Annotated in this window: 10 protein-coding genes; 3 read left to right on the plus strand and 7 right to left on the minus strand. The window is 53.2% G+C overall.

Features of this window, described 5'->3' with window-relative positions:
* Positions 1 to 124: 124 nt before the first annotated feature.
* Genes GOV45_RS09125 through GOV45_RS09150 form a run of 6 tightly spaced genes read right to left on the minus strand, consistent with a single transcriptional unit; the run spans position 125 to position 8,238 of the window.
* Complete coding sequence (locus tag GOV45_RS09125) at positions 125 to 1,396, minus strand: aspartate aminotransferase family protein (RefSeq protein WP_170476666.1); 1,272 nt, start codon at positions 1,394 to 1,396, stop codon at positions 125 to 127.
* A gap of 3 nt (positions 1,397 to 1,399) precedes the next feature.
* Positions 1,400 to 2,503 (minus strand): mandelate racemase/muconate lactonizing enzyme family protein, encoded by a 1,104-nt coding sequence (locus GOV45_RS09130; protein ID WP_170476668.1) that lies wholly within the window; start codon positions 2,501 to 2,503, stop codon positions 1,400 to 1,402.
* Complete coding sequence (locus tag GOV45_RS09135; RefSeq protein ID WP_170476670.1) at positions 2,500 to 3,606, minus strand: mandelate racemase/muconate lactonizing enzyme family protein; 1,107 nt, start codon at positions 3,604 to 3,606, stop codon at positions 2,500 to 2,502. Before GOV45_RS09135 ends, GOV45_RS09130 begins: the two co-directional genes overlap by 4 nt.
* Entirely contained in the window at positions 3,603 to 4,709 is a 1,107-nt protein-coding gene (locus GOV45_RS09140) for a mandelate racemase/muconate lactonizing enzyme family protein (protein WP_170476672.1), read from the minus strand. Before GOV45_RS09140 ends, GOV45_RS09135 begins: the two co-directional genes overlap by 4 nt.
* Complete coding sequence (locus GOV45_RS09145; RefSeq protein WP_254447968.1) at positions 4,706 to 5,788, minus strand: alcohol dehydrogenase family protein; 1,083 nt, start codon at positions 5,786 to 5,788, stop codon at positions 4,706 to 4,708. Before GOV45_RS09145 ends, GOV45_RS09140 begins: the two co-directional genes overlap by 4 nt.
* Positions 5,785 to 8,238 carry an FAD-dependent oxidoreductase gene (locus GOV45_RS09150; RefSeq protein WP_170476674.1) on the minus strand — a complete coding sequence of 818 codons (2,454 nt, stop codon included), beginning with the start codon at positions 8,236 to 8,238 and terminating at the stop codon, positions 5,785 to 5,787. The genes GOV45_RS09145 and GOV45_RS09150 overlap by 4 nt, the downstream gene beginning before the upstream one ends.
* 65 nt (positions 8,239 to 8,303) lie before the next feature.
* Here GOV45_RS09150 and GOV45_RS09155 point away from each other — a divergent pair, with 65 nt between their 5' ends.
* The 3 genes from GOV45_RS09155 (at position 8,304) to GOV45_RS09165 (ending at position 10,726) form a co-directional block, all read left to right on the plus strand.
* Complete coding sequence (locus GOV45_RS09155) at positions 8,304 to 9,191, plus strand: MurR/RpiR family transcriptional regulator (RefSeq protein ID WP_170476676.1); 888 nt, start codon at positions 8,304 to 8,306, stop codon at positions 9,189 to 9,191.
* A complete protein-coding gene (locus GOV45_RS09160; protein ID WP_170476678.1) occupies positions 9,188 to 10,270 on the plus strand; it encodes an aromatic ring-hydroxylating oxygenase subunit alpha in 1,083 nt (360 codons plus the stop codon). The genes GOV45_RS09155 and GOV45_RS09160 overlap by 4 nt, the downstream gene beginning before the upstream one ends.
* Before the next feature lie 72 nt (positions 10,271 to 10,342).
* Positions 10,343 to 10,726: a carboxymuconolactone decarboxylase family protein gene (locus GOV45_RS09165; protein WP_170476680.1), complete on the plus strand. Its 384-nt coding sequence runs from the start codon at positions 10,343 to 10,345 to the stop codon at positions 10,724 to 10,726.
* A 17-nt stretch (positions 10,727 to 10,743) separates the two neighbouring features.
* Here GOV45_RS09165 and GOV45_RS09170 read toward each other — a convergent pair whose 3' ends face one another.
* The gene (locus tag GOV45_RS09170) at positions 10,744 to 14,562 is read right to left on the minus strand and encodes a non-ribosomal peptide synthetase (RefSeq protein WP_170476682.1); all 3,819 of its coding nucleotides are present in this window, start codon (positions 14,560 to 14,562) and stop codon (positions 10,744 to 10,746) included.

The following is a 14,562-nucleotide window of genomic DNA, read 5'->3' on the forward strand; positions in this document are numbered from 1 at the left end:
GACTGGCCGGACATACAGGCGGGATCAAATACTCTTTTTGCTTGGCTCCAACGAAGGCCGCTTCAGCAGTGTGCCAACACAACCAGACGAAAGCTCAAGGGTTTCTAATTCCGTATCGATTGGTCTAGCACAGCGCCGTTGTTGCGATTTCAAATGCTTCGCGACTTTGTTCTAAATCGTCATCCGAGATTGCAAGCGAGGGGTATAATTTCCCGGGCGACTTGAAAATTCCGTTTTCGCGCAGAATCTTGTTGTAAAGAGCGCCCCTGGCGGGGTCATCGTGAACGGCTGATCGGTAATCCCGGCACGGCGTGTCTGAGAAATAAACGTCAAACAGCGTCTCGTCGCCACAAATTTGATGTGCGATACCTGCACTCGCCAGAATATCGGACTGCATATCCTGCAACGCCCCTCCAACCGCACGCAATCGGTCATAGGTTCCATCGCGCTTTAAGACCTCCATTGTCTTTATGCCGGCTGCGGCTGCAATTGGGTTGCCTGAAAGAGTGCCAAGTTGCATCAACCACTTGTCGGCCCCAACTTGAGCTTTATCAAAATGTTGCATGATCTCTGTACTTGCGCCAAGAGCGGCTAGCGGGAAGCCACCACCAATAATTTTACCAAGAGTGCAGATGTCCGGTATCACACCGTACCGCTCCTGCGCACCGCCGTAAGCCAAGCGAAATCCAGTGACGATCTCGTCAAATATAAGCAGAACATGATGTTTGTCACACAGCGCGCGCAAACCCTGCAAGTAGCCGGCTTCAGCAGGTACAATTCGTTGCAGCGGCTCAACGATAATGGCTGCTATGTCCGTGTTTTCGGATAACAAGTTTGCAACTGCTTCGAGATCGTTAAAAGGCGCAATCAACATTTGATCCGCGACGCCCTGCGGTATGCCGGCGCTGTCGGGCACCGCTTGAGGGAAGTTTACGCGCTCAGCTGGGGCCAGACTCATTTGCGCCTCAGCGCTCATCCCGTGATACCCACCTTCGAATTTCAAAATTTTGTCGCGCCCGGTACAGGCACGCGCTAGGCGGATTGCGTACATGTCTGCTTCACCGCCCGAAGCAACAAATCGCACTTGCTCACAGCATGGAACGGCTTCAACGATCGCCTCGGCCAATTCGATCCCTTTACGGTTGTTGGCAAAAAAAGTCATGCCCAGCGGCAGTTGCTCTAGTACGGCTTCCATCACTTCCGGGTGGCCGTGACCCAAAAGCATCGGCCCTGATCCGATGAGATAGTCGATGTATTCCTGCCCATCTTCATCCCAGACGCGGCTGCCTTCGCCCTTCGCTATAATGATCTCGGGATCGAAATTACCAAAGCCGCCTGCAGGCAGAACATGTTGAGCCCGCGTGGTCCATTCGGCTTGTGTGCTGATTTTCTGCATTTGTCAGACCAATTCAATTATGGGCGACCCCAAAAGGTCGCGGTCAGGAGTAACACCCAACCCTGCTCCCTCGGGCGGTGCTATTCTGCCCATATTGCGGCTGGGCGCGTCTGGGCAAAGACGGGGCGAAACATACGAGGAAAGATCACAGGTGTTGAGCAACGAGTCCTTCGGTGTTGAGGCGGCAAAATGCAATGATGCGGCGGTAACGATATCGGAACCCCAGGTGCACTCAGCGCATATTTCAGCGCCCAAGTGAACGCAGAGATCGCGGGCGCGACGCATGACGGATAGGCCACCGAACTTGGACAGTTTTAATGCAACCGCGTCCAGACATCCTAATTCCGATGCGCGCAATAAAGAGGCAGTATCAAAGGCGTTTTCATCGATCTTCATGGGCAGACCGGTGGCCTGACGCACTGCAGCGCAATCTTCCAGAGTTTTGCAAGGTTGTTCCAGCATGATGTCCAGATGAGCCACCGCTCGGCCGGTACGTGTTGCATGAAGTCGAGAGGCGCCACAGTTCCAGTCGCCATAAACCAACGGCGCAGAACCAACTGTTTCACGAACCTTGATCAGGCGTTCCGCATCTGCTTCCCAGTTTGCATCTGTTCCAAGTTTTACCTGAAATTGACGTACTCCGCTTTGAAATGCGGATGCCGCGATCTTTGCCATTTCATCTGGTTCGATGCAGGTGATCGAATGGTAGACCGGCATGTCCGTTCGTGTGCGACCTCCTAACAGGGTGTACAGCGGCAACCCTGTCAAACGTCCGAACAAGTCCCACAACGCAATGTCGACGATCGACTTGGCATAGAAATGTCCCGGCAGCAAAGCATCAAGCGAACGCATTACGGCGTCGACACCTAACGGCTCCACTCCAAGCAAGCCTTCGGCCATTTCGGATACTGCGCTAGGCACACCTTTGGCATAGGCTGGCAAATAACGTGGGATTGGGCACACTTCTCCCCACCCCTGATGGCCTGTGTCAGTCTCAAGGCACAGGACGTGGCTTTCGACAGTGTCGCAAGTTTTGCCTTCGGCCATGTAGTAGGTTTCGTGGCTTGTCAGATTCAAAGACCATAAGGATATTTTGCTAATCTTCATCGATAAACCCCAACCGGATCGCCCAGGGTGTTTTCGTCAGGATGCACACCTAAACCCGGTGTTTCCGGCAGATGCAAATGCCCATCCCGGTTCCGGGGGCCGAGCCCTGCAGCAATTTCAACCGTTATCATGTCCTGACAGGCCCAAACGGCATGACAGTTTTCATCAGGGATAGTGGCCGCCAGATGCAAGGCCTCGGTGTCGGCCAGAACGGTTCCGCCTGTCGCCATAACAAACATATCGATCCCGTGGGCGAGGGCGATGTCCCTCATCCGGGCCGCTTTGGTCAGCCCACCAACGCGGTTCAATTTGATCCCGAATATCTCTGCCAAACCATCACGAGCAATTCGAGCTGCATCTTGTAAAGTCACGAGGCTTTCATCCACTGAAACGGGCGACGCATGATGGCCTGAGATGGCGGCGATGTCGTCCAACGTTTCACAGGGTTGCTCAAACATAACGTTCAAATCTGCGCAGGCACTCATAACCCGCAAGGCTTGCTGACGGGTCCAGCCTCGGTTCACGTCGTAAAGTATAATCTCACCCGGGTTGCGGATGCATTCGACGTCACGAATGCGGGCAATGTCACGCTCGACATCGCCTCCAATTTTCACCGAGTGGGCGACGTAGCCACGCTTACGATATCGCTCGATGACCGCTCGCGTTTCGTCAATGGTTTTTGCTCCGACAGACGAAGCAATAGGGCGCGGGGTCCGCGACCCGCCTCCCATCAGATCGGCAATCGGCAGGTTCGCCGCCTGCCCGGCAATGTCCCAGCAAGCCATATCGATGGGGCTTTTGGCATAAAGATGGCCCGGCAATGCGGCGTCCATCGCGCGTTCAACTTGCAGGACCTTACGGGGATCGAGTCCAAGGATAAACGGAGCCATTGTTTCAACTCCGGCTCGAATGCCCGGTCCGTGCGCCGGGACATATGTGTGGCCCCATGGCGTGCCCTCGCCCCAACCGATCAGCCCTGAATCTGTTTCGACCTTTACCAGTGTCGCATCCAGGGTTTCAAATTTCAGTCGCCCTCCAGACAGCCAATAAGGATGTTCCAAGGGCAGGTCGAGTTGGTATACGGAGATACTCTTGATCTTCATGCTGCATACTCCGCCACCGGAGCGCCTAAACTGGTGAAATCAGGTCGAACACCCAAACCGGGAGTGTCCGTTGCATATAGCTTTCCCTTGCGCGCAACTGGACCGCCAATCCCGGTGGAGCGGGTATTGTAGTTCATGAGGTCGGTCGTGTTCTGTAGGTAGTCCGGTGGAGTGGAAGCCGCAAAATGCGCCACTGCCGAAGTCGTGATCTCTCCGCCCCATGTGTCCTCGCTGACCACGGGTACGCGGTTTTCGATCAGATAGTCCCTAACTCGTCGGGCTTTGCTGATCCCACCAAGGTTCGATATTTTAAGGCAACAGACTTCAGCGCCTCGGTCCGCGACAATTCTTTGCGCCACATGCATGCCGGTAAGACATTCGTCCAGTTTCATCGGTTGTTCGGCCACGCGGCGTACTTGTTGGCATTCCTCATAGGTGCGGCAGGGTTGTTCCAGAATAAAGTCCAGACTCTTAGTCGCGCGGGCGACCCTGATCGCATTGTCCACACGCCAACCTTGGTTGGCGTCCGCCATCGCTTTTTCTCCGGGTTCAAGCAGTGGTACAATGTCGCGAATACGTTCGATATCACTAGACCAATCGCCACCCACTTTTATCTGGAACTGGTTGTATCCCAGATCGCGATATAGGTTCATTTCTTTTATCGTTTGTGCCGTCTCTCTTTGGGGTGCTACTCGGTACATCGGAGCGCCATCCGTAAGCTTACCGCCCAACAGCATCCATAACGGCTGATTGCAGGCTTGCCCCAAGATGTCCCAGCAGGCGACATCAAATGGGGATTTTGCATAACCGTGGCCTTGAACCAGTGTGTCAATCAGTTGCTCAATCCGACCAACCTGTCGCGGGTCCTCACCCAGCAGTGCCGGAGCGATCAAACGTGCGATGGCGACGACACCTTCTGAATGAGCAACCATGTAATTTTCGCCGCAAGGTGTAAACTCTCCGCAACCTTGAAGACCTGCATCAGTATCAATAACGACTACTGAAGTAGTGGCAGTATCAAACGCATTCCCCGCACCCCAACAATAGGTCCCGCCAACATAAGGTAACCCCGTTTGATAAATGCGGATACGCGTTATTTTCATGGGAGCACCACAATGTTTCCCGTATGTTTCTTTGCGATAAATTCGGTTTGAGCTTCTTTCAGGTCTTTCAAAGGGTATGTCGCGGCCAGAACAGGTTTGACCTGATCGGCCTCGATGTATTTTACCAAGTTCTGCATCACTTCTTGATCGATCACGGTGGACCCTGTGAATGTTAAGTCTCGCAAATAGAATGTCCTTAGGTCGAATTCGACGATTGGACCAGCGATAGCGCCCGAACAGGTGTACCGCCCACCGCGCTCCAACACATCGATCAGATTTGGCCAGTAAGGACCGCCCACGACATCGGCGACAACAGTGATTTTTTCGTCGCCTAACGCATGCCTTAAGTCGGCGGGAGCACGGGGCAGAATGTGATCCGGACCCAATTGCGCCACGTCGGCATGCTTGGCTTCGGAGGCCATTGCAATGACCCGAGCGCCGCGCCGCTTTGCCAGTTGCACCAACGCCCCACCAACGCCACCTGATGCGCCGGGGATCAGGACTGTGTCAGAATTCGATACACGAGCGCGGGTCAACATGCCCTCTGCCGTGGAGTATGAACACGAAAACGTCGCCAATTCAGCATCCGAAAGAGGCGAATTAACTGCCAACGCATTGCGCGCCGGGATTGTGGTGAACTCGGCAAAACCACCGTCTCGTTCGGAACCGAAATATCCGGTCTTGTCCTTGTTCAAAACGTCAGCAGGGTCGCGAAGCCAGCAGTCGGTGATAACGCGCTGACCTATCCGTTCAGCGTCAACGCCTTCCCCGACGTCTACGATTTCACCGCACACGTCTGCCCCTTGAATTCTTGGAAATGTCAAAGGAGCGCCACCCCACGTGGGATCATCCTGACCGACGGTTTCAAAGGCACCACCGGTTGTCGCGTCGCTGACAGTTTTAGAATACCAACCTGATCTGGTGTTCACATCCGTGTTGTTCAGTCCGCAAGCTCCGACACGTATCAAAACCTCGTCCGCGCCCGGGGTTGGACGCGGCCAATCCTCGTGCCAGACCATTTGACCCAGGTCTCCGTGGCCCATCGTGACCATAGCTCGCATCGTATTTGGCAAGTTCATCGAGCAACCTCCATCGCTGCATCAGCGCGGGGTATAAGACTTTCAGGATCGTAAGCTGGCTGCGCCAATACCTTTGCCGATCTGGGTGTTCCATGAAGGACAACCTGCAATTCGGTGTCCGCATTGGCCGCTTCGGGCTGAATATAGGCAAAGGCGAGAATCTTACCGACACTGTGGCCATAGACTACTGAAGCAGTGGAACCAACAACACGACCTTTGAAAAGAACAGCCTCGCCGCCATGACCGTCAATCGCTCCGTCAGGTTCGATTTCCAGATAGGCGCAGACCCACGGCAAATTGGTGTTCAGAGTGTTGTCTCGCCCAAGATAGTCCTTATCCGTGCGTGCAAATCGCAGCACGTCAGCTTCTGCCAATGTGACCTCGTTGGTTAGTTCCCCGGCGCCTTTGAAGCCTTTTTCCATGCGCATAACATTCATGGCAAAGCTGCCATAGTCCACGATTCCGTGAGCTTGCCCAGCAGAATGCAAAGCTGAATAAACATCCATGCACAACGCATTTGGCATGTGAAGTTCCCAACCCAACTCACCCGCGTAGGACATGCGAAACGCCCACACAGTGTGACCGGCGATTTTGATTTCCTGCGCTGAGAGCCACCGGAAGCTCGCATTGCTAAGGTCTGCGTCAGTGCAGGCGCTTAGGACGTCGCGCGACCTTGGTCCATTCAATGAAAGGGCCGACCATTCGGCGGACAGCGAGTTGACGGTCACTTCCTCATCCACGCGATTGTGCTCCAAATGATCTAGCAGGCGCTGCTCGAAAAAGGCTGCGCAAACAAGGTAATACCGGTCGTGAGCCATACGTACGATCGTAGTCTCTAGTTCGATACGGCCCCGGCGGTTCAGCATATGCGTCAATGTAATTGACCCGTCTTTTTGTGGCATTCTGTTAGCCGTTAGACGATCTAGCAGAGCATATGCGTCGGCGCCTGATAATTCGACTTTGGTAAACGCGGTCACGTCCATTATTCCGACCCGTTCACGCACAGCTTTGACCTCTCGCCCAACCATTTCGTCAACTACGTTGCGCCGAAAGGAATAGTTATCTTGTTGAAGCACGCCGTTACGCGCGAACCATCGGGGTCGTTCGAACCCATAGACCTCCTCATGCACAGCGCCCTTGGATTTCAAATGCTCATGCAATGGAGATGGTTTGATCGGCCGCCCGGCGAGCCGGTTAAAATGCGGGAACGGGATTTCGTGGCGGAGGCAATAGTCCTCGTGCGCCTTGGTCACTTGCCATTCTTTATCTGCGTAGGTGCCAAAGCGGCGCGGATCATATTCGCGCATGGAAATATCGGCGGCACCGTGAACCATCCATCTGGCCAATTCGCGGGTTAGACCCGGCCCCCAGCCTATGCCAATTTGAGTGCCACAGCAGCACCAATAGTTCCGTACGCCGGGCGCTGGGCCTATCAACGGGTTGCCGTCGGGCGGGTGGCTGATCGCGCCATGCACCTCTCGTTGAATGCCAAGTTCAGCAAAGATGGGCATGCGGTTCAGGCTTTCTTCTAGCCACGGCATTACGCGATCGTAATCCGCATCAAATAACCAGTTTTCATAGTCCCAAGGGCAATGATCGTGCCAGACTGAATTCGGGTTTTCTTTCTCGTAGATCCCAATCAATCCGCGCTTCTGTTCCATCCGGATATAACCCGAAACTTTTTTGTCGTCTCGGATTACAGGAAGTTCCTTGTCCAGACCTTCAAACTCGGGCACCGGTTCGGTTACAAAGTAGTGGTGGGTCATCGATGTCATAGGCAGTTGCAACCCGGACCATTCGCCCATCTGGCGCGCATATGTGCCGCCTGCATTGACCACATGTTCACATACGATCGTGCCTTTTTCCGTCTCTACGATCCACTCGCCGTTTGCAGACTGGGTAATATTCGTGGCACGACAATTGCGGATTATACGAACACCTTTTTGGCGGGCGCCAGCGGCCATCGCCATGGTCACATTGGTTGGGTCGACGTGGCCGTCGTCGGGTGTGTGCAGCGCGCCTAACACACCGTCAAGATTGTAGAATGGGTGCAACTCTGCGATCCGTTCAGGGCCGACCAGTTCAATGTTGAAACCAAGAGATCGACCTACGGAAAGCGTGTGGCGCAACCAGTCCATTTCGTCTTCGGTATAGGCCAACCGGAACGAACCGCAACCATGCCAAGTAACTGCTTGTCCCGTCTCGGACTCGAGTTTGCCGGAATAGAGATCAATGTTGTAGTCTACGCACTTTCCCAAACCAAAGCTGGATGTGGAATGCGTGATCTGGCCTGCCGCATGCCATGTACTTCCGCTCGTCAACTCTGCCTTTTCCAGCAGGACGGTGTCCGCACCCCAGCCCTCGTGCCCGAGGTGATAGGCAAGGCCGACACCCATGACGCCGCCACCCACGATAACCACACGCGCGTGGGTCGGGAATTCAGATGTCATCGGATCACTCCTTCGAGTCGATTTTCTCTCGACACCGTAAGCAAACAAAAATACCATCGTCAATCATGAATGGGACAAATGTATCAAATTCGATTCTCGAACGGTTAGCTGACGAACTGCCGGAGCTGACGCCCGAAGCCCGTAAAGCAGCTACATACGTGCTAGAGAATCCACGGGATGTGGGCATTTCTACCGTGCGGGAAATTGCCGAAGCCGCAAACGTAAAGCCCAACACCATCGTTCGCATGGCTCGGCAGGTAGGGTTTGATGGTTACGACGATTTCCGCGTTCCGTTTCGCGAAGCGATCCGGAGAGGGCAGGCGGATTTCCCAGAGCGCGCCCGGTGGCTGCAAGACATTCGAAAGTCTGGAAACATGGGTGGTCTGTACGCGGATATGGTTCAGGACGCCCTTCGCAACGTCGAAGAAACCTTTGCCAGCATATCTGCCGAACAACTCAGGGCCGCGGCAGAGGATATTTGGAATTCGCGCAATGTTTTCGTTTTGGGCGTTGGTGTGAATAACTCGAACGCGAGAAACTTTGTTTACTTGGCTTCGACTGGAATGGTGCAATTCCACGCGATCCCTCGCCCAGGGTCCAATCCGATTGATGATCTGGCTTGGGCTGACGAACGTGATGTGCTGATTGCAATGACCTGCAGGCCATATCGAAATGAGGTCGTTAAAGCGGTTGAGGTAGCACGCCAGCAGGGAATGACTATAGTTGGCTTGTCTGACAGTCCGGCCAGCCCTGTTCTGCGAAACACCCAACATGGCTTTGTCATTTCGGCTGACACGCCGCAGTTTTTCCCATCCTCTGTTAGCACGATAGCGTTGCTGGAAACATTGTTGTCCTTTGTGATCGCTGTTTCGAGCGATGAGATCGTCGAGAGGGTCGAAACTTTTCACAAGCGCCGCCACCAATTAGGCCTTTATCATTCGGAGGAAACGTGACTGCACCAATTCAATCTCTTGCAGCCCGTTACTACACGGACCCGGTTGTTTTCCGGGCTGAAAATGATGGTCTGCTTGCACGTACCTGGCAGTTCGGTTGTCACGCCTCTGAGCTGGCCGAGCCGGGAGCTTACGTATCGTTCGAAGTGGCGGAGCAGGACCTGTTTGCTATTCGCGGGCGTGATTCCAAAATACGGGTGTTTTACAATGTCTGTCAGCACAGGGCACATCAACTGGTCAGTGGCACCGGAACTATTCGCGTTGTTGTATGCCCCTATCACGCCTGGACTTACGAACTAACGGGCGAACTGCGTGCCGGTCCAAACCTCAAAGCCGTAGAAGGTTTCGACAAATCAACTGTTTGCTTGAACGAAGTTCGGACCGAAGAGTTTTTGGGGTTTGTATTTGTCAATCTTGACCCCAACGCATCGCCAATGGATGATTGGTTTCCGAATGCGCGGGCTGAGCTTGAAGAATGGGTTCCAAACTGGGCAGATTTAAAGCCGCTGGAGTGGGTGGAAATTCCTGAACTCTGCAATTGGAAAGTATCGGTCGAAAACTATTCAGAATGCTACCATTGTTCATTAAACCACCCGACTTTCGCAAATGGAGTGGTCAAGCCGGAAACCTACGACATTCAACCTCAGGGGATGTGCTTGCGTCATACGACTGAGTGCCAAAGCCTTGAAAACATGACATACGATATCAGGTCGGGTTTTAAACATTTCGACGAATATTCCAGTTGGTTTCTATGGCCAATGTTTTCCTTTCAAGTCTACCCTGGGAATGTTTTAAACACTTATCACTGGCGGGCGGTGGACGCCGATCATGTCGTGGTCTGGCGGGGTTGGTACTCGGTCGACGGCATCGACGATCCGAAGATACGGCAACTGGCGGCACAGGACAGGGCGACGACGGTTGAAGAGGACATTCGCCTTGTGGAATCCGTTCAGCGCGGCCTGCATTCGCGTGGGTACCGACCGGGTCCGCTTGTGATCGATCCCAAGGGCGGCGTAAATTCTGAACATCCGGTCATGCACCTACAGAAGTGGATGCGCGAAGCTGTCGATGGCGTATGATATCTCGCAAAAACCTATCAAACCTAGTGTGCCTATGGGATCGGGTAACTTTCGGGAAAAAGGGAATAAGAAATGAGCTTATTTGACGAAGACCTGTTCCTTACAGGTCTTGAACAACGCAAGGCAACGCTAGGTGCCGAATACGTCGAAAAGAACCTGGCCGCAGCAGATGATTTCACCCGACCCTTTCAAGAAGCAATGACAGCCTGGTGCTGGGGATTTGGTTGGGGCGACGATGTCATTGACGCAAAGACGCGGTCGATGATGAACCTTTCTATGATCGGCGCTTTGGGAAAAATGACCGAATGGGAAACCCATTGCCGGGGTGCCATTACCAATGGCGTCAGCGTTGATGAAATCCGAGCAATAATTCATGTCATCGGAATCTATTGCGGCGTCCCACAGGCGCTGGAGTGCTTTCGAGTGGCTCGAAAGGTAATTGAGGAAACGAGTTAGAATGCCGCGCGCGAAGCTTAGAAGTTTTCGGCAATCACTGACTTGATGCACTTAGAAATGAGGGCTTGGGATTCTGGCAGGCGCAACAGCTGCCGGTGTTTTGTCTCTACCCGGTGCAATGTCTTGTTTGTCAGATGGGTATCAAGGGCGTCGCCCTTGGTCATTGCAGGATTGCCCGGCGTCAGAAAAACGTGGGTCTTTCCATCAAAGCGTGGCACCTCGAAATCGTTGATTGCTAAGCCGTAAGCTAAAGAAACAGCTTCGATTCTCTGCTCTTCAGTCCAATTTTCACTGGCCATCAGCGCCTTCGCCTGAGGTACCGATTTTATGGCTTTTCGGGCATGCTTTGCGCGACGGAACATGTACCTCCACCGCTTGTATGTCCGGTAATACAATGGTTGCAGCGAGGGTTCGGCCCCTATCATTTTGTAAGGAGGGTCGAGTAATACCAATCCCGCAACTTTGTCGGGACCCAATTGTTTGAGAACCGCCAAAACCAAAGCGCATCCAGCCGAAAATCCGCACAACACGATTGGCTTGTCCGGGGTAACATCTTTGAGCGTGGCGATAGCCTCATCCGCCAAATCTTCGAGCGACTTGTCAAAAGGTACCGGCATTCTCGGCAGGCGGTGGCCGGGCATGTGAACAACAGTGTGATCCGGCCCTAAGTTTTCCGCGACATACTTAAAAAACGGCATCAGACAATGAACAAGAGCCACAGGGGTTTTGTCGCCACCTTGATTGGCTGCGTGATAAACTTTCCATTTTTCTTGGCTGGGTCGACCTGCATCTGCGACTCGAACGCGATTTGCCAATTCGGCCACAGTTGGAAAGCTGAACAAGTCCATCGGCTCGAATGTAATGCCTCGTTCTTTCGCCTCGGCAGCAGTTTTGAGTGTTATGAGGCTGTCTCCGCCCAGATCAAAGAAATTTGCGTCCCGCGCAGGGTAGGGCACCTTTAGGATTTCACTAAAAAGGTCAGCAATCTTTCTTTCCAAGTCATCTTGGGGAGGTGCGCCAGAAGGTACTTCAGACCAATTTTCTAGTAGCTCTGCCAATGCACGTTCGTCCAGTTTCCCATTGGGCAAGTTGGGGAACGACGCAACCCCCCTGACGGATCTAGGATGAAATTGCGCGGGCAGTGTCTCTTCGATTGTCTGTTTGACCTGATTGCACAAAGGGTCACCATCAGGGCATTCGGCTGCAACAGAAATTGCCTGAACTCCGCCATAGTCCAATACCAGTGCTGCCATGCGCGTTTCCGTAGCGACCGAGCGGGCGACAGTTTCGATTTCAGACAACTCGATACGGTGTCCCCGGATTTTGACCTGCTTATCTTTTCGACCCAGAAACGTAATGCTTCCCGACGAATCCGCGATACCCAGATCTCCGGTTCGATAGGCCGGTATTTCGTCCGGACCCAATGCAAAGAACCGATCTCGAGTCTGGGCCGGGTCGTCAAGATAACCTTTTGCCACTGTGCTGCCAGCTACAACGATTTCTCCTACTTTACCCTCTGGGATCGTGTTGTCGTCTTGGTCCACGATGCCCACCCAGGTACCGGGAATAGCGGTGCCGATCGGCACGTTATCCTCCCCGTTCCACTCGGTGGTGTCGTAAGACGTACACCACACGGTTGCTTCGGTCGGTCCATACTCATTGACAATTCGGCAGTCTGGCAACACGGATTTGCACTGGGCGACCAATGCAGCAGGTACCGCCTCGCCCGCTGCAATCAAAACACGCAAGCTGTGAAGGCTTCGTCTTTCGACTGTGCTTAGCAAGGCTTGTGCCAAGCTCGGAAGACACAAAGTATGAGTAATTCGATGATGTCGGATCAATTTGCCCAAGTTTGTCGGGTTCTGTTCAACTCGGTGGGGCGCAATGACAAGGTGCCCACCAGTAGACAGTGTCCAGTAAATGCCTGCTACCGAGCTGTCGAATGCTAGAGATGAAAGAAGTAAATACGACTCTGGCGGGGCTCTATAAACAGCTTCGCGCGCAGATGTTGAGATGGCTAACGCGTTCCGAGTGATCTCGACGCCCTTTGGGCGGTTCTGCGAACCAGATGTGAACATGACGTAGGCTCGCTGGCCAATAACACTTTCGGTGTCGTCAATCGCTGTATTCAACCCATCAAACAATATTATGCTTGCCGTATTCGACGGCAGGTTTTCGAGACAAGTGGAACTGGTGACAATGAAACGTGGAGAGGTAGCCTCAAGTATTTGCGATATACGGCGCGTCGGATAGTTCATGTCCAACGGAACATAGGCCGCGCCTGTCATCATGATACCGATAAAAGCCGCTATCGCTTCGAACCCTCGAGAGACGGCAACAGGAACAATATCGCTAGGGCCCACGCCGGATTGTTTCAAGGCCCAGGCGATTTGCCGGGACCGAAAGGAAAGTTCGGAGTAGGTTAGGGTCCCCTTTTCATCAGAAACGGCCGCGGCGTTGGGTTCTGCCTTCGCATGACTCAAAATCCGCTGTACAACGTCTTGATAGTTTGGATCGTAGGGTACGATTTCAGGTACCTGTCGGGAACGGAAGATTTCTCTGATACGGAGCTTGGGGTCGCGTACCATTTCAGACAGTACATGTTCATACCAAGAAAGTAGTTCGTCGACCCCGACACTTAACCTGTTTGGGTCAAAATATACTTCTGCTCTGAACTGTCCGTTGGGTGTCACCAAAAGAGCAAGAGGGTAAGAGCTGTGCTGGACAGTTCTAAGGTTGGATAATCGAATATCACCAACATCAAAATTTTCCTGGGCAACACCTTCATTGACGAACAACGTGTCGAACAAAGCTGTCCCCGCTGGAAACGGGGCACAGGCTTGAACTTCGGCCAACGAAGCAAACTCATGTTCGCGCCGCGCAATTTCTGCCTTGGCGTGACTTTGCAACAGAGTTTCTACAGCTTGCCATGGGTCAATTTTCACGCGCGCTGGCAACGTGTTAATGAATGGACCGACGGCTTCGGAAATTCCGGGGATATCCACAGGTCTGCCAGCGGTAGTCGTGCCAAATATTACATCGTCCTGCTGCAACAAGTGGCGCATTACCAAAGCCCAACTCGCTGACAAGACCGTGTTGCTGGTAACTTTCAATTTGCGTGCAACGTTGTTGACCTGTGTAAGCAGGTCATCACCCAGGAACACAGATTTGGACTCTTGCACCAATCCACTTTGGGATGTATCGCTTTGCGGAAGAAGACAAGGTTCTTCTAGACCCTTGAACTGTTCGGTCCAAAAGCTTGTGTCGGTCAGGTTCGGATGTTTGTTCAGCCAGCTAAGATAATTTTTGAACCCAGGGGGCTGCGTGCGTGAATGGGGGATACCATTGTAATTTTCTAAGGTGTCTCGAAGTGCGATTTGGGTGGACCAGCCATCACTGATTAGATGATGCACTGTCCACAAAAGTCGCCAAGAGGTGTCAGTAACACGAATGAGTGTCGCTGCCATCAGCGGTGGAGACTTAAGGTCGAACCGCCGGGTCTGTTCCAACCGTACCAGATCGCGTAGTCGGGTATCAGTATCATCAAAACCTCGCCAATCCAGCTGGCGCCAAGGCAAGGCGGAATTTTCTTTAACGATCTGAACGGGTTGTTTGATACCTTCCCACACAAAACCTGTTCGCAGCGCGTTACGTGCATCCAGAACTTTCTGCATTGCGGAACGCAATCGTTCGGCGTTAAGCGGACCTTCAAGAGTGCACGATACCACAGCTACATAAGCACCGGGGACACTGTCGGGATCGACAACATGAAACAACATACCCTTCTGTGATGGGGTCAAAGGCAGAATATCCGCTATGCCCTTGGGATGTCCCAT

This window comes from Ruegeria arenilitoris (assembly GCF_013035425.1).
Lineage (GTDB): Bacteria > Pseudomonadota > Alphaproteobacteria > Rhodobacterales > Rhodobacteraceae > Ruegeria > Ruegeria arenilitoris_A.